Consider the following 16,628-nt stretch of genomic DNA (forward strand, 5'->3'; position numbering starts at 1 on the left):
AAGTTCAGTAGGCGAAGGCGAGCACATCATCGGCGCTGCCGTCCTTGCCGCGGCCGCCGGTGCCGTCGCCGCCGCCGTCCCGGCCGCCGTCGTCGTCCTTCTTCGCGCCTTCCGCGGACGATCCGTGCAGCAGTTCAGGCATCGCCGAGGGCACACCGCCGCGGCAGTAGGTCGCGAGCAGCTTCACTTCCACCACCAGCAGCGTGCCGTAGACCAGCGTGAAGGCGCTCAGCGAGAAGATCAGCTCCCCCAGCGAGACGCCCGGCGAGACCGCGGCGGCCGTGAACATGAAGACGTTATCGATGCCGTCGGGATCCGGGTTGGGAGCAACCACGAACGGCTGGCGGCCCATTTCCGTGAAGATCCAACCGGCCGAGTTCGCGCCAAACGGAGCCAGGATGCCGAACACGGCCAGCCGCATCAGCCACTTCGATTCGGGCACGGTGCCCTTGCGCACCACCCACAGGGCGACGACGGCGGCGGCCGCCGCCAGCATGCCGAAGGTGATCATGATGCGGAAACCCCAGTAGGTGACCTCCATGACCGGCACGTAGTCGATTTCCGTGCCGGCGCGCTCGCCGTAGATCGGGTTGTCCGGCAGGTGCGTGCCAAACCGTTCCTGGTACTCCGGCAGCAGGGTGTTGATGCCGCGGATGTCGGTGTCGAAGTCGCCGTTGGCCAGGAAGGAGAGCATCCCGGGCAGTTCCACCACGGCCACCATGTCGCTGCAGTCGTTGGACCCGAGGTCACCAACCGACAGGATGGAGAAGCCGGTGCCGTCGTGGCAGGCCGCCTCGGCGGCAGCCATCTTCATGGGCTGCTGGTCAAACATGAGCTTGGCCTGCAGGTCACCCGTGAGGGAGACGCCGGCAAAGGAGAAAACCGCGACGACGGCGCCGATCCGCAGCGAGCGGAGCCAGACCTTGTGGTCCGCCGCGTCCCGGCCCCGGGCCGGATCCGAACCGACGACCACGCGGCCGTCGGCACCGACGGTATCGATGCCGTCCCGGCGGCGCTTCCACAGGTGGTACCAGCTGATGCCCAGCAGGAAACCGCCGGCAACCGAGAGCGCGCCGAAAATCGTGTGCGGGAAGGCCACCAGCAGGGTGTTGTTCGTCAGCACGGCCCACACGTCCACCATGACCGGCCGCCCGTCGATCATTTCGACGCCGACCGGGTGCTGCATCCAGGAGTTGGCGGCCAGGATGAAGTAGGCCGACGCGATGGTGGCCAGCGAGGCACACCAGATGCTGAGCAGGTGCACGGCCTTGGGCAGCCGGCCCCAGCCGAAAATCCACAGGCCCAGGAAGATGGACTCGACGAAGAACGCCAGCAGCGCTTCCATGGCCAGTGGGGCGCCGAAGACGTCCCCGACGAAGCGGCTGTACTCGCTCCAGGCCATGCCGAACTGGAACTCCTGGACCAGGCCGGTGGCCACGCCCATGATGAAGTTGATCAGGAACAACTTGCCCCAGAACTTGGTCATCCGCAGGTACTGGTCCTTGCCGGTGCGGTACCAAGCCGTGTGCATGATCGCGACCAGCAGCCCCAGACCAATGGTCAAGGGCACCATCAGGAAGTGGTAGACGGTGGTGATGCCGAACTGCCACCGCGCGATTTCCAGTGCTTCCAACCCGTGCCTCCCGGACTGACGTGGATCCCGGACGGTTCCGGGAGCTTTTCTACAAGCCGTAGAACTTAATCTTCTACGTACTGTAGAACATTTGCCCGAAAGACGGTAAATTAGAGACCAAGAGCACGGTCGCGGGAAGGTTCCGCTGGCCGAAATGCGACGTTAAGAGACGAAAAGGAACCAAATGGCTACTCTCGGAGATCTGGAACGGGCAGTCATGGACGTGCTGTGGTCCCAGAACGCCGCCGAACCTGAAGAAACCGGGCTGACGGCCAACGAACTGCGCGACCTGCTGGCACAGACCACCGCCGACGGAGCGGACGGCAAGGAACTGGCCGTCACCACGGTTCTGACAGTGCTGTCCCGGCTGGAGAAAAAGGGACTGGTGCAGCGCGGCCGGGATATCCGCCCGCACCGCTACCGGGCCGTCACCAGCCGCGAAGAGCACACCGTGGAGCTGATGCACGAAGTCTTGGGCTCGGCGCCGGACCGCGAGGCCGTCCTGGCCCGGTTCATCGGCACGGTCAGCGAGCAAGAGGCCGAAGCGCTGCGCAAGATCCTCTCCTCCGACTAAAACCGAATGTTCCTGGCCTCCTACCTGCTGGCCGCCTTGGCGGTAATTCTGGCGTGGCCGGCTCCCATCATGCTCTCGCGGGCACGCTGGACGGCCCGCAGCCCGGAGACGGCATTGGTGCTGTGGCAGGCCATCGCCTTGGCCGGCGGATTGTCCATGATCGGCGCCATGCTGACGTGGGGACTGGAACCGCTGGGGGAAAACCTGCTGCAGGGCCTCCGTGGCCTGACCGGCCTGCTGCTGGACGACAGCCCAGCTGCCGGGCTGGACCTGATCCATGTGTTCGCCCTCAGCGCGGCCCTGCTGTTGACCGTGCACCTGGTCTTCACCTTGCTGCTGACCTATTACAAAATCCGCAAGCAGCGCGCCCGGCACCGCGACCTGCTGAACTTGCTCAGCTCCCCGTCCGAGGACTCACCGCGGACGCTGGTGATCAACCATCCGGCACCGGTCGCCTACTGCCTGCCGGGCGGCGGCGGCTCCGTCACGGTGCTCTCGGACGGACTGCTCGAGTTACTCTCCCCCGACGAACTGCAGGCCGTGATGACGCACGAAAAGGCGCATCTGGATCAGCGCCACGACCTGTTGTTGTGGGCCTTCGCCGCCTGGCGGGCAGCGCTGCCGTGGCTGCCCACGTCGAAGCTGGCCAGGACGGCCGTGAACGAACTGACCGAGATGCTCGCAGACGACCACGCCTTGAAGACCTCGGACCGCGAGACGCTGGTGCGGGCGATCGCCGTCGTCGCGGCGGGCGAGCGGCCGCAGCCGGGGGCAGGCACCTTGACCACCGGCGTGGGCGACCCTGCCAAGGCGTTGCTCGGCGCGGCCGAGACGGAAACCTTTGTCACGGCGCACCGGCTGCGGCGGCTGCTCTCCCCCGTTCCCGGCCTCGGCCGGCCCGCGCAATCGGCGGTGCTGCTGGGGTCGGTCTTGCTGCTGGCGGTGCCAACCGTGTTGCTGGTGGCACCCGGGCTGGCGTCTTAGGCGTCGATCCGTTCGCGGTCCAGCATCGAGGCTCCGGCAACGATGAACTCCTTGCGCGGCGCCACATCCGAACCCATCAACAGGTCGAAGGACCGTTCGGCCGCTTCGGCGTCCTCGATCCGCACCCTGCGCAACGTGCGATGCCTTGGTTCCATGGTGGTTTCGGCCAATTGGTCGGCGTCCATCTCGCCCAGCCCCTTGTAGCGCTGGATCGGTTCCTTGTACTTCCTGCCGTCCTGCTCCAGGGTGGCGAGCAGCTTGTGCAGCTCGTTTTCCGAATAGGTGTACACCACTTCGTTGGCTTTGGAACCGGCGTTGATGATCTCCACCCGGTGCAGCGGCGGCACCGCGGCGTAGACCCGGCCGGCATCCACCAGCGGCCGCATGTAGCGGAAGAATAGCGTCAACAGCAGCGTGCGGATGTGCGCGCCGTCGACGTCGGCGTCGGTCATCAGGACGACCTTGCCGTAGCGGGCGGCATCCAGCTGGAAGCTGCGGCCGGATCCGGCCCCCACCACCTGGATGATGGCGGCACATTCGGCGTTGTTCAGCATGTCTCCCACGGAGGCTTTCTGAACGTTGAGGATCTTGCCGCGGATCGGCAGCAGCGCCTGATGGTCCGAGGAGCGAGCCAGCCGGGCGGTGCCCAGGGCGCTGTCGCCCTCGACGATGAACAGCTCGGACCGTTCGACCTCGTTGGTGCGGCAGTCGATCAGCTTTGCGGGCATGGTGGATGTCTCCAGCGCATTCTTCCGCCGCTGGGTCTCCTTGTGGACCCGGGCCGAGATGCGGGATTTCATCTCGCTGACGACCTTCTCCAGCAGCAGCGCGGATTGCGCCTTGTCCCCTCGGTTCGAGGAAGCGAGCTTTGCCGACAGCTCCTTCTCCACCACGCGCGACACGATGGCGCGCACGGCTGAGGTGCCGAGGATCTCCTTGGTCTGGCCCTCGAACTGCGGCTCGGCCAGGCGGACGGTGAGCACCGCGGTCAGGCCCGCGAAGACGTCGTCCTTCTCGATCTTGTCGTTGCCCGCCTTGAGCTTGCGGGCGTTGGCCTCAATCACCTTGCGGAAGGTTTTCAACAGCGCCTGTTCGAAGCCGCTCTGGTGCGTGCCGCCCTTGGGCGTGGCGATGATGTTCACGAACGAACGCACCGTGGTGTCGTAGCCGATGCCCCAGCGCAGGGCCACGTCCACCTCACAGTCGCGGTCGACCTCGGTTATTTTGCTGTGGCCGTTCTCGTCGAGCACCGGAACGGTTTCCTTGAACTTGCCCGAACCGTGGAAGCGCCAGACATCGGTGACGGCGCTGTCGTTGGCCAGGTAATCGACGAACTCGGCGATGCCGCCGTCGTGGTGGAACACCTCGTCGAACGGGCCGTCTTCGCCGGGGGTGCCGGGCATCCTGCGCTCGTCGCGCAGCGTGATCTTCAGCCCGGGCACCAAGAAGGAGGTCTGCCGGGCCCTATTCTGCAGCTCTTCGTAGGAAAACTTGGCGTCGGGGGTGAAGATCTGCCGGTCTCCCCAATACCGGATACGTGTGCCGGTCACGCCGCGCTTGGCGGTACCAACCACTTCCAGCTTCGAGCCGGTGACGAACGGCTCGAAGGCGGATTCCGGGCCCGGCCCCTTGGCCGGGTCGATGAATTTGCCGGGTTCGCCGCGCCGGAAGGACATTCCGTACGTCTTGCCGCCGCGGTCCACCTGGACATCCAGCCGGGAGGACAGGGCGTTGACGACGCTGGCGCCCACGCCGTGCAGGCCACCTGAGGCGGTGTAGGAGCCGCCGCCGAACTTGCCGCCGGCATGCAGCTTGGTGAACACCACTTCCACGCCGCTCAAACCGGTCTTCGGCTCGACATCGACTGGGATACCGCGGCCGTCGTCGTGAATCTCCACGGCCCCGTCCGGGTGCAGGGTGATCTTAATGCTCTGTCCGTAGCCTGCCAGGGCCTCGTCCACCGAGTTGTCGATGATTTCCCAGAGGCAGTGCATCAACCCGCGCGAATCGGTTGAACCGATGTACATGCCCGGCCGTTTGCGGACGGCTTCCAACCCTTCCAAGACGGAAAGATGGCGTGCTGTGTACTCAGACTTCGTTGGCGCCACGTGTAAAGGTGCTCCTTGGCAAGACAGAACTGCGGTTCCTGGCCGCGGCCCGCCGCGAATAACGGACCGTTACTAGGCTAATCCCCTTTGCCTGCGCGCCGGTGCACCGCGCCGAACCGAGCTGCCGCATGTGACGCAGCTCCCTGCTGTTACCCACATGTGATACGCGGTGAGCGAAAGTGACCTAAAGATGCGAAGTTTTGCGAGGTCCGGATGGTTGTATGGATAGACGCACTCGTAAGGAGGTCATCATGACAACAGCAGTAGCCCCCCGTGAACTGACCGCAATGGACCGTTGCGACCGTTGTGGCGCTCAGGCCTATGTACGGGTGGTCCTGGCCTCCTCTGGCGGCGAACTCCTCTTCTGCGGGCACCATGCCCGGCAGCACGAGCCGCAGCTTCGCTCGAAAGCCTCGGAGTGGCAGGACGAAACCGGCCGGCTGACCGAAAAGGCCGGCGCCAACGCCGAATAAGCCCTGCCGGAAAAGCTGCCGGCGCAGCCTCACCGCGCGCGGCATGGCCTGACAGGTACCCACGTTGAAGGGCGCCGTTCCCCGCAGAGGGAACGGCGCCCTTCGCTTGTCCGGCGGACCGGCGGGTCCCGACGGCGGCACCGCGGCTTGTTCTGCTGCTTCACCACCGGCGGGTTAACGGCAGCAGGGCCGGTCCCCCCTCTCGGGGAGCCGGCCCTGCTGCTGCGTTGTGGGATCAGTCCAGGTAGTCGCGCAGTACCTGCGACCGCGACGGGTGCCGCAGCTTGGACATGGTCTTCGATTCGATCTGGCGGATGCGCTCACGCGTGACGCCGTAGACCTTGCCGATTTCGTCTAAAGTCTTCGGCTGACCGTCTGTCAGGCCGAAGCGCATGGCCACCACGCCGGCTTCGCGCTCGGACAGCGTGTCAAGCACCGAGTGCAACTGTTCCTGCAGCAAGGTGAAGCTGACCGCGTCGGCGGGAACCACAGCTTCGGAGTCTTCGATCAAGTCGCCGAACTCCGAGTCGCCGTCTTCGCCCAGCGGTGTGTGCAGGGAGATCGGCTCGCGGCCGTACTTCTGGACCTCGACGACCTTTTCGGGGGTCATGTCCAGTTCCTTCGCCAGCTCTTCGGGCGTAGGCTCGCGGCCCAGGTCCTGGAGCATTTGGCGCTGCACGCGGGCCAGCTTGTTGATGACTTCCACCATGTGCACCGGGATGCGGATGGTGCGGGCCTGGTCCGCCATGGCGCGGGTGATGGCCTGACGGATCCACCAGGTTGCATAGGTGGAGAACTTGAAGCCCTTGGTGTAGTCGAACTTCTCGACCGCGCGGATGAGGCCCAGGTTGCCTTCCTGGATCAGGTCCAGGAAGAGCATGCCGCGGCCGGTGTAGCGCTTGGCCAGCGAGACCACCAGGCGGAGGTTGGCTTCGAGCAAGTGGTTTTTGGCTCGCTTGCCGTCGTGGACGATCTGCTCCAGGTCACGGCGCAGCCGCGTTTCCATGGTGCCGTCGTCCTTGGCCAGCTTCTCTTCGGCGAAGAGGCCGGCCTCGATCCGCAGCGCTAGATCGACTTCCTGCTCAGCGTTGAGCAGGGCGACCTTGCCGATCTGCTTCAGGTAGTCCTTGACGGGGTCCGCGGTAGCGCCGGCGGAGACTACTTGCTGGGCGGGGGCGTCGTCGTCGTCAGCATCGGAGTAGACGAAGCCGGAACCGGTTTCGCCTTCCTTGCCCTTCTTGGCACCGGCTTCCTCGGTGGCTTCGACATCTTCGTCCGCGGGATCCGTCTCTACATCCGGATCTTCGTCGACTTCTTCCGTGGCCGGTTCGGCGGTGCCCGCTTCCTTTTTGGCGGCAGCACCCGGCTTCCGGCCGCGCCGCTTGGGAGCGGCTTCTGCCGCTGCCGCTGACTGGGCGCCGGTGCGCTTGGCAGTCGCGGACTTCTTCGGAGCGGAGGCAGCAGTCTCCTCATCGGGAGCTGCAACAGTCTTCTTGTCCGGTGACACAGAGAACCTTTCGTACGGCGGTCTGTGACGCTACCTGCGGGCAACACCACTATGACCCTGTCAAGTCCGTGTTTGATTTCAAACCAAAGTCACGGACGCAGGGTCTGCATGGCATAACCTGATCCGCGGCTGCGGTATTCCCGAAGAAAGTACCGCTGTTTGAAACACGAACCCAACCGGGTCTCGGTTCCCATTGTCTCACGATTCAGTCCGCCGGAAGAACCGGATTTGGGGCCGCCTGCGTCCCCGGCTAAGCGGCCAAATGCCTCAGGCCGGGCCAAGCCGTCTCCCGCCGGCGTGCCCACAGCGGTAGCATCCCGCTGCCCGCCAGTTCCCGGACCAACTCGGCAAGCCGGTACCCGGGGCGTTCGCGCAGGCATGCTTCGGCGCGCTGGTGGGCATGCGAACCGCGGCCCCGTGCCCATTCGATCCACGCGTGCAGCGTACCGGCGGCGGCACGCGAGTGGCCGGCGCCCACTGCGTGTAGCTGTCCGAGTAATCTCGCTGTGGCGTCCACGCGCTCCCAGTCCGGAGCCTGGGGCGAATCACCGACCAGGATCTTCGACCAGTCCCGGGCCGCCGCAGGATCATCGGTCTCCGGCAACGGCCCGAATTCCGTCGCGGCATCTGTCCGCGGACCAGTGCCATTGAGGAGGCCTGCCGCGCTCGCCCAGAGGAAAGCGGTCTCCAGGCCGCTGCAGGCGAAGATGGCGATGGCGTCCCGCACCGCGTTCTCGGTCAGGCTCGCAAGCAGGAAGGCTTGCGCTTGGGCTGTCATGCTCCCCGCATGGTTCGCGGTCAAGGCATCCTCCCACCGGCGGAGGGTATGGAAGTAGATAGACGGAGCAGTCCAGCTCCCGGCAAGTCCGTCGGCCAACTGGTCTGCCTCCCGCTGTATGGCCGTCGGCGCAAGGGCGGCCGGGAATGCGGCACCGGGTGGCATTTCTCCTGCAGAGTGTTCGCCGCGGGAGGTTGTCGGCGCTGCACCGGCTGCTGCCTCCGCCGCCGACGCTGCATAGGTGCTGCCGTTGTAGACGAGTTCGGCGTTCAAAGCACTGTCCCGGATCTGCGACACCGGACGCCCGGGCAACGGGCAGCACGTGGTGTCGTGACAATACAGCTCGCGCCAATGCTTGATGCCGACCGTCCAGCCGCTGCGGACCGGCAGCCCAACGGTCTCCAGGGACCGGCCGAGGGCGGCAACGAGTTCGGCATGTGGCGGCCGGTCCGGCGTGCGCCACGCGTGGTCGGTGTAGAGGATCAACAACGAGGAGTCCGCGTCCTCATCGGAGCGCAGATAGTCAGCCGCGGTGTCGGCGAACAGATCCAGGTGGCAGTTGTCCCCGTTTCCGGGCAGGTCCAGGCGCAGAGTCGCGCCGAGACTGCCGCCGGAGAGGGACAAGAGCACCACGCTGTCGGAGGGCAGGAATCCCAGCGTGTGCGGCACGAAGCTCAGGACGTCGACGGACTGGCGGGCCGTGAATCTCTTCTTCTCCATGGCAGGAGCTTGCCGCCCCAGCGGCCTCGGCGGCCAGGCAATGAATGGAACCTGTGGACAGAGTGTGCCGTAGCGGGCGGTGTGGAGGGAAGCTTGTCAGCCGCGCCGGCTGCCGCCGTTTTCCCGGCGTTCCCGGATCCGCTCCCGACGCCTGCGCCGCTCCCTAGCCAGCGCATCGCGCAACGGCGGCACAATGACTCCGCCGTGGGACATCCGCGTCCGCACGCGTTTGCGGACGGTCAAAATGGCCAGCGTGCCGCCGATCAGGAAGACGAATTGAAGGCTGAACGCCAGCTTGAAGGAGTCCAGCGCATACAGCTCGCCCTGCGAGAAACCGCTGGCCAGCAGCGCATCCAGCACAACGCCCATGCCGAACATCACCAGCAGCGCGGAAATGAACCCGCCGACGTTAACGATGCCGGTGGCGGTGCCTGCACGGCTGAGCGGATTGAACGTCCGCGCGAAATCGAAGCCGATCATGGATCCCGGGCCTCCGACGGACACCGCCATCACCAGCAGCAGAAGCAGCCAGAACGGTGCAGGGCCGGGGTAGAGCAGCACGCACAGCCATGCCGCGGACATTATCCCAATGATCAGCAGGACCATGGTGGAGCGTCGCAGCGGATGCCGGCCCACCCAGCCGCCCAACAACGGACCCGCGACGAAGGATGTCAGCACCGCTACCGTCATCAGCACCGAGGCTGCCGCCGGGGTGAGACCCTGGGCGGAGACGAGGAAGGGGTAGCCCCACATGAGCATGAAGACATTGGCGGGGAACTGCACCGTGAAATGGGTCCACAGCCCCAGTCTGGTGCCCGGTTCCCGCCATGCATCGGCCAGGGATGCCCCGGTCTGGCGCAGGGTCGGCGGCAACGGCTTCTTCTGTTGCGCCGGCTCGTTGCGGACCACGGCGAGCGCCAGCACGAAGGCCAGCGCGGACAGCGCGGCCACGGAGAGGAACGCCGGCGTCCAACCCGCAAGGTTCAGGATCGCCACGAAGGGGATGACGCTAATCAGCTGGCCAATTTGGCCCAGCTGGCCGGTGAGCTGGGTCAGCAGCGGAATGCGCTTGGCACTAAACCAGCTGGGCAACAGCCTCAGCACCGACACAAAGGTCATGGCGTCGCCGGCTCCCACGAGGATGCGGCCGACCAGCCCTTCCGGAACGGACGACGCAAAGGCGAGGGCGGTCTGTCCGGCCAACATCAGCAAGGCTCCACCGGCCACCATCACCCGCGGCCCGTACTTGTCCACCATCAGGCCGACGGGGATCTGCAACCCTGCGTACACCACCAGTTGGACCACGGTGAAGGTGGACAGCGCGGCGGCAGTGGCGTCGAAGCGTTCGGTGGCCTGCAGGCCGGCTACACCGAAAGACGTGCGCTGGGTGATCGCGACCAGATAGGCGAAGATTCCGCTTCCCCACACCCACCATGCCCGCCGCGAATCCATTGCTCCATTATTGCCCGCTACCCGCGGCGCAGGACTAATCGGAGGTTCCGGGCTCGGCGGAAGAGCCCTTGCCTCCGTCGTCGCCGGTGGCGGGCTGCGTGGCGAGGAACGCTTCTACCGCGGCGCCGAGCTCGTCGGCATCGGGAATCTCTTCGTTGTCCTTGACCAGCAGGGAACGGCGCTCTTCGTGCCCGGCATATTCGTCGTAGCGCTCTTCGAGGCGGACGACGACGCGCTGGACATCGGCGGAGTCCTGTACCTGCCGGTCAATCTGTCCTTCGACGTCGCGCCCGTTCTCGCGCAGCCGGTCGGTCGGGAGCATCAGCGAGGTGGCGGCGCCAATGTACTCCAAGGCGGCGACGGCGGCGGGCGGGTACTGGGCGTCGGCCAGATAGTGCGGCACATGAATGGAATAGCCCACCACGTCCCGGCCGGCCTCGGCCAGCCGCATTTCCAGCAGCGGCCCGATGCCCGCCTGCAACTCCGCTTGGGGCTTCCAGGTGGTGAAGCCATTGATCAGATCCTGCCGGGAGCCGTGCACGGTGACACCGATCGGCCGAGTATGCGGCACCGGCATCGGCAACGACTGGACCCAAGCCACCAGGCGCGTCTGGAGCCGGTTTGCCAGCCAAACGACCGCGCCGGAGAAACGGTCCCATTGGTAGTCGGGTTCGGGTCCGGTCAAGAGCAGGAACGGCGTGCCGAGCCCGTCAACCAGCCGGTAGAGCTCGATGGCGGGTGCTTCGTAGTCAGTGAAGTGATCCCCCGCGAAGGTGATTTTGGGACGCCTACTGCGGTAGTCCACCAACTGGTCGGCGTCGAAGGCGGCAACCAGTTGGGCATCGAGCTCGTCGAGCAATTCGTCGCCGATCTGCTCCACCACGTGACCTGCTTCGGCTGCCCCGGTGAACCCCATAATGAGGTCAAGCCCGCGCAGCGCGGGTGAATCGAACAACTCAGCGTTAGTCGACATCAGCGACCGTGGATCCAACAATTTTCCCTCCGTCCCGGCATCATCTTCCCTGCCGTGCATTGCCCTTTGTCATTCCAGCGCCCGGGCTGGCCGAAAAATTCCGCGGCTGCAAACCGCATACGAGGCGCCCGAAACAGCGCATCCGTGCGGGAGAGACTACGATCGACAGGTGCAGGCCCCCGTTCCGGCGAACGCCTGATGGGGTTTTCCTGCTGGAACTAACTGTAAACACAACGGTATGCAACCGGTGAGCGACGGCCCCACCCGTTCCGCGCTGGCCGGCTGAAGGAGAAGTTAGGACAGATCTGCGTGATCCCCACGACCGAGCTTAAGCTCAGCGCCATTGCCAAGGATGTCAGAAAAGCCAAGTCCGATGCCCTCGTCATCGCGGTCGGGCAGGGCGGCAACGGCCCGGTCCTGCTGGAGAATCCGTTGTCAGCCAAGTCCGCCCAAGCCTTGGCTGATGCACTGCCGTTGCTCGGCGTCACCGGCGCGGCCGACGAAGTCCACCGGCTGCCGGGGCTGCCGGAATCCGGCACGGACGTGCTGGTGTTGGCCGGCGTCGGAAAGCTGCTGCCCGGCAATGCCGTGACCATCGAGACGCTGCGCCGTGCCGCCGGCTCGGCGGTGCGCCAACTGGCCGGGGTCCAGTCGGTGGCCTTGGGCTTGCCGGCAGCCACCGTGGCCGAAGCCACGGCCGTGGCCGAAGGAGCCGCGCTCGGCGCCTATGCCTTTAATGAACACCGCAGTCGCGAAAACGATGGCCGCCGCCCGGTCGCTGAAGCCACGGTGCTCACGCCGGTTGCCGGCGACAAGCAGTTGGCCAGGGCGCTCAAGCGGGCCTCCGTGCTGGGCCGTGCAGTCAATGCGACGCGCTCCCTGGTCAATCAGCCGCCGAGCCACCTCTACCCTGAGTCGTTCGCCGAGGCAGCGGCGCAAATGGCCAAGGGCCTGCCTGTCAAGGTCACCGTCTTGGACGAGGACAAACTGGAGAAGGACGGCTACGGCGGCTTGACCGGCGTCGGCAAGGGATCGACGCGTCCCCCGCGATTGGTCAAGGTTGAATATGCCCCGGTCCGGGCCAAGGCGAAGCTCGCCTTCGTCGGCAAGGGCATCACCTTCGACTCCGGCGGCCTGTCGCTCAAGCCCGCTGCCGGCATGATGACCATGAAGTGCGATATGGCGGGTGCCGCCGTCGTACTCAATGCTGTTCTGGCGATCGCCGAGTTGGGCCTGCCGGTGAAGGCCACCGCGTGGCTCTGCCTGGCGGAGAACATGCCCTCGGGCACCGCGTCCCGTCCCTCCGATGTCCTGACCATGTACGGCGGCAAGACGGTGGAAGTACTCAACACCGACGCCGAGGGCCGCCTGGTGATGGCCGACGGGCTGGCTGCGGCCAGCGAGGAACATCCCGACGTGTTGCTGGACGTGGCCACCTTGACCGGCGCACAGATGGTTGCGCTGGGAAGCCGGGTGGGCGCGGTCATGGGCGAAGAACCCGTGCGGGATGCCGTGAAGGCTGCCGCGGACCGGGCGGGGGAACTGTTCTGGCCGATGCCGCTACCGGAGGAACTGCGCTCCGGCCTGGATTCCCAGGTGGCAGACCTGTCCAATATGGGCGACAAGTACGGCGGCATGCTGACGGCCGCGATCTTCCTGCGTGAGTTCGTGGGCGAAACCGCCGGCGTGCGCATCCCTTGGGCGCACCTGGATATTGCCGGCCCGGCCTTCAACGAAGGCTCGCCGCATGGCTACACCCCGAAGGAGGGCACCGGCGTCGCAGTCCGCACCCTGGTGGCCTACGCCGAGGATGTGGTCGCCCGGAGCGCCTGAGGCCTGCGCCCCGTTCACCTTCCGGCGTGAATCCGCCCACAATCGGGCCCTATGGTGCTGTCACCAAGTAGATGATGGTATGCGGTACCGCTAAGGTGAAACCCAAATCAACTTCGATCTTCAACCCCAATCAACTCATCGACGTGTCACCACACGTTACGAACACGCGAGGGAGCGTTCACGTGGCCGATTCGGCAACAGCGCAAGAATTCGACATCCTGATCCTCGGCGCCGGCAGCGGCGGATATGCCGCGGCCCTGCGCGCCGTGCAGCTGGGCTTCAGCGTCGGCCTGGTGGAGAAGGCCAAGCTCGGCGGCACCTGCCTGCACAACGGCTGCATCCCCACCAAGGCCCTGCTGCACTCGGCCGAGCTGGCCGACCACGCCAAGGACGCCTCGAAATACGGCGTGAACCTCAGCATGGACTCGATCGACATGGCCGCCGTCAACGCTTACAAAGATGGCATCATCGCGGGCAAGTTCAAGGGCCTCACCGGCCTGATCAAGTCCAAGGGCATCACCGTCATCGAGGGTGAAGGCAAGCTCGTCGGCACGGACACCGTCGAGGTCGACGGCACCGCCTACAAGGGCAAGAACATCGTCCTGGCCACCGGCTCCTACTCGAAGACGCTCCCCGGCCTCGAAATCGGCGGCAAGGTCATCACCTCCGACCACGCCCTGCAGATGGATACCCTGCCCAAGAGCGCGGTCATCCTCGGCGGCGGCGTGATCGGCGTCGAGTTCGCCTCCGTATGGAAGTCCTTCGGCGTGGACGTCACCATCGTCGAGGGCCTGCCCTCGCTGGTCCCGAACGAGGACCCGGCCATCATCAAGCAGCTGGAGCGCGCGTTCAAGAAGCGCGGCATCAAGTTCAACACCGGCGTGTTCTTCGACAAGGTGGAGCAGAACGACGACGGCGTGGTGGTCACGCTGGCCGACGGCAAGACGTTCCAGGCCGACCTGTTGCTGGTTGCCGTGGGCCGCGGCCCGAGCACCGCCGGGCTGGGCTTCGAGGAAGCCGGCGTCACGGTCGACCGTGGCTTCGTGATCACCAACGAGCGCCTGCACACCGGCGTTGGCAACATCTACGCTGTCGGCGACATTGTCCCGGGCGTCCAGCTGGCACACCGCGGATTCCAGCAGGGCATCTTCGTGGCCGAGGAAATTGCCGGCAACAAGCCTGCCGTGATCGAGGACATCAACGTTCCGAAGGTCACCTACTGCGATCCGGAGATCGCCTCCGTCGGCCTGAACCAGCCTCAGGCCGAGGAGAAGTACGGCAAGGACAACGTGGAGACGGTCGAGTACAACCTGGCCGGCAACGGCAAGAGCTCCATCCTGGGCACCAGCGGCATCATCAAGATGGTCCGCGAGAAGGACGGCCCCATCGTGGGCATGCACATGATCGGCGGCCGCATCGGCGAGCAGATCGGCGAAGCGCAGCTGATCGTCAGCTGGGAAGCCTACCCGGAGGATGTTGCGGCCCTCATCCACGCGCACCCGACCCAGAACGAGGCGCTCGGCGAAGCCGCCATGGCCCTGGCCGGCCGTCCGCTGCACGGATAACCAGCTTCCCCTAGTGCACCCGTCCTCACCGGACGGGTGCACTAGGCTCAAGAGTAAGACTCGATGTACCGGCCACGCCGGAAAATAGACTCAAAGGAGAACGGGGACGACATGTCTGAAACCGTGAACTTGCCCGCCCTCGGTGAAAGCGTCACCGAAGGCACTGTGACCCGCTGGCTGAAGCAAGTCGGCGACCGCGTCGAGGTCGACGAACCGCTGCTCGAGGTTTCCACCGACAAGGTCGACACCGAAATCCCCTCTCCCGTAGCCGGCGTGATTGAAGAGATCCTCGTGGCCGAGGACGAGACCGCCGACGTCGGAGCCCCGCTGGTCCGCATCGGCGACGGTTCCGGTTCCGGCCAGGCCGCTGAAGAGGCCCCCGCCGAGGAAGCCCCGGCAGAAGAGCCGCAGCAGGAGGCGCCCGCGCAGGAAGCACCGAAGCAGGAGGAGCCCCAGCAGGAAGCCCCCGCCGAGGAAGCTCCGGCCGCCGGTTCCGGCGAAGGCACCGAAGTCACCCTCCCCGCCTTGGGCGAGAGCGTCACCGAAGGTACGGTCACCCGCTGGCTGAAGCAGGTGGGCGACACGGTCGAGGTCGATGAGCCGCTGCTCGAGGTCTCCACCGACAAGGTCGACACCGAGATCCCGTCCCCCGTGGCCGGCACGATCCAAGAGATCAAGGTCGCCGAGGACGAGACCGCCGAGGTCGGTTCCGTGTTGGCCATCATCGGCACCGGTGCCGGTCCCGCGAAGGCGGAGCCGAAGGAAGCCGAGCCGGTGGCCGCCGCGCCGGCACAGGACCGCGAGGCCCCGGTAGAGGAGCCCGCCCAGGCCGAACAGCCCGCCGCCGAGGCACCCAAGGCCGAAGCGCCTCAGGCCGAAGCAGCCCAGGCGGAGGCGCCTGCTGCAGAAGCCCCGAAGGCAGCGCCGGCCCCGTCCGAGGCCGCAGCCTCCGACGCCGGCTACGTCACCCCGCTGGTCCGCAAACTGGCCAACCAGCACAAGGTGGACCTCTCCACCGTCAAGGGCACCGGCGTGGGCGGACGCATCCGCAAGCAGGACGTGCTGGAAGCAGCCGAATCCGCCGCCAAGCCGGCGGCTCCCGCAGCAGCCTCCGCAGGCGCTCCGGCGCCGGCAGCAGCCTCGTCCAAGCGCGGCAAGGTGGAGAAGGCTCCGCGGATCCGCCAGGTCATTGCCCGCCGGATGCGTGAATCGCTGGACGCCTCGACACAGCTCACCCAGGTCCACGAGATCGACATGACCAAGGTGGTCAAGCTCCGCGAACGCGCCAAGAAGTCCTTCCAGGACCAGAACGGTGTCAAGCTGACCTACCTGCCCTTCATCGCCAAGGCCGTTGCGGAGGCGCTCAAGCAGCACCCGAAGCTGAACGCAGAGTACGACGAGGACAAGCAGGAGATCACCTACCACGACGCCGAGCATCTGGCGATTGCGGTGGATACCGACAAGGGCCTGCTGGTACCGGTCATCAACGACGCCGGCAGCCTCAACCTTGCCGGGCTGGCGGGCAAGATTGCCGACGTCGCGTCCCGCACCCGGAACAACAAGATCGGGCCGGACGAGCTCTCCGGCGGCACGTTCTCCATCACCAACATCGGCAGCGTCGGGGCCCTGTTCGATACCCCGATCATCAACCAGCCGCAGGTGGGTATCCTCGGGACCGGCAGCATCGTGAAGCGCGCCATGGTGGTCCAGGATGAGAACGGCGACGATTCGATCGCCATCCGCTCGATGATGTACCTCTCGCTGACCTACGACCACCGGTTGGTCGACGGCGCGGATGCCGGCCGTTTCCTGCAGACGCTGCGGGCACGCTTGGAAGCCGGGCAGTTCGAGGCAGACCTGGGCCTCTAGCCCGGTCGTCCCGCACGACGCACGAATCGGCGGCGGGCTGCGTTCACTCTTGAACGCAGCCCGCCGCTGTTTCGTCCCCACTCCCGTTGCTACTACACCAAGTAGAAATATTCGGTTTCCCGCGGCAAGCCGCGGATTGGCGCCCGCTACCGGCCGGTA

General features: G+C 65.9%; 12 protein-coding genes. 6 read left to right on the top strand and 6 right to left on the bottom strand.

Going from position 1 to position 16,628, the window contains the following annotated elements; all coding sequences use genetic code 11:
• Positions 1-4 precede the first annotated feature (4 nt).
• Complete coding sequence (locus tag AC5RWT_RS15375) at positions 5-1,633, bottom strand: cytochrome ubiquinol oxidase subunit I (protein ID WP_494080920.1); 1,629 nt, start codon at positions 1,631-1,633, stop codon at positions 5-7.
• A 184-nt stretch (positions 1,634-1,817) separates the two neighbouring features.
• Between AC5RWT_RS15375 and AC5RWT_RS15380 the strand changes: the two genes are divergently transcribed.
• Positions 1,818-2,207 (top strand): BlaI/MecI/CopY family transcriptional regulator, encoded by a 390-nt coding sequence (locus AC5RWT_RS15380; RefSeq protein ID WP_494044078.1) that lies wholly within the window; start codon positions 1,818-1,820, stop codon positions 2,205-2,207.
• A gap of 6 nt (positions 2,208-2,213) precedes the next feature.
• Positions 2,214-3,191 (top strand): M56 family metallopeptidase, encoded by a 978-nt coding sequence (locus tag AC5RWT_RS15385; RefSeq protein ID WP_494080921.1) that lies wholly within the window; start codon positions 2,214-2,216, stop codon positions 3,189-3,191.
• Here AC5RWT_RS15385 and AC5RWT_RS15390 read toward each other — a convergent pair.
• Entirely contained in the window at positions 3,188-5,299 is a 2,112-nt protein-coding gene (locus tag AC5RWT_RS15390) for a DNA gyrase/topoisomerase IV subunit B (RefSeq protein WP_494080922.1), read from the bottom strand. The genes AC5RWT_RS15385 and AC5RWT_RS15390 overlap by 4 nt on opposite strands.
• 251 nt (positions 5,300-5,550) lie before the next feature.
• On the opposite strand from AC5RWT_RS15390, the gene AC5RWT_RS15395 reads away from it, so the two are divergent.
• The gene (locus AC5RWT_RS15395) at positions 5,551-5,772 is read left to right on the top strand and encodes a DUF7455 domain-containing protein (protein ID WP_353917930.1); all 222 of its coding nucleotides are present in this window, start codon (positions 5,551-5,553) and stop codon (positions 5,770-5,772) included.
• 235 nt (positions 5,773-6,007) lie between these two features.
• Here the strand turns inward: AC5RWT_RS15395 and AC5RWT_RS15400 are convergent, their stop codons facing one another.
• The 4 genes from AC5RWT_RS15400 to AC5RWT_RS15415 all read right to left on the bottom strand — a co-directional run bounded on the left by AC5RWT_RS15400 (position 6,008) and on the right by AC5RWT_RS15415 (position 11,202).
• Positions 6,008-7,279 (bottom strand): RNA polymerase sigma factor, encoded by a 1,272-nt coding sequence (locus AC5RWT_RS15400; RefSeq protein WP_494044081.1) that lies wholly within the window; start codon positions 7,277-7,279, stop codon positions 6,008-6,010.
• Positions 7,280-7,529: 250 nt separating this feature from the next.
• Positions 7,530-8,777, bottom strand: a complete 1,248-nt coding sequence (locus AC5RWT_RS15405; RefSeq protein ID WP_494080923.1) for a DUF4192 family protein — start codon at positions 8,775-8,777, stop codon at positions 7,530-7,532.
• A gap of 96 nt (positions 8,778-8,873) precedes the next feature.
• Entirely contained in the window at positions 8,874-10,229 is a 1,356-nt protein-coding gene (locus tag AC5RWT_RS15410) for an MFS transporter (RefSeq protein WP_494080924.1), read from the bottom strand.
• 34 nt (positions 10,230-10,263) lie between these two features.
• Positions 10,264-11,202, bottom strand: a complete 939-nt coding sequence (locus tag AC5RWT_RS15415; RefSeq protein ID WP_494080925.1) for a proteasome assembly chaperone family protein — start codon at positions 11,200-11,202, stop codon at positions 10,264-10,266.
• 309 nt (positions 11,203-11,511) lie between these two features.
• On the opposite strand from AC5RWT_RS15415, the gene AC5RWT_RS15420 reads away from it, so the two are divergent.
• The 3 genes from AC5RWT_RS15420 to sucB all read left to right on the top strand — a co-directional run bounded on the left by AC5RWT_RS15420 (position 11,512) and on the right by sucB (position 16,469).
• Positions 11,512-13,035: a leucyl aminopeptidase gene (locus tag AC5RWT_RS15420; protein WP_494080926.1), complete on the top strand. Its 1,524-nt coding sequence runs from the start codon at positions 11,512-11,514 to the stop codon at positions 13,033-13,035.
• Between the two features lie 182 nt (positions 13,036-13,217).
• Positions 13,218-14,600 (top strand): dihydrolipoyl dehydrogenase, encoded by a 1,383-nt coding sequence (gene lpdA / locus AC5RWT_RS15425; protein ID WP_494080927.1) that lies wholly within the window; start codon positions 13,218-13,220, stop codon positions 14,598-14,600.
• A 111-nt stretch (positions 14,601-14,711) separates the two neighbouring features.
• A complete protein-coding gene (gene sucB / locus AC5RWT_RS15430) occupies positions 14,712-16,469 on the top strand; it encodes a 2-oxoglutarate dehydrogenase, E2 component, dihydrolipoamide succinyltransferase (protein ID WP_494080928.1) in 1,758 nt (585 codons plus the stop codon).
• Positions 16,470-16,628 lie beyond the last annotated feature (159 nt).

The organism is Arthrobacter sp. Dra40, assembly GCF_059091905.1.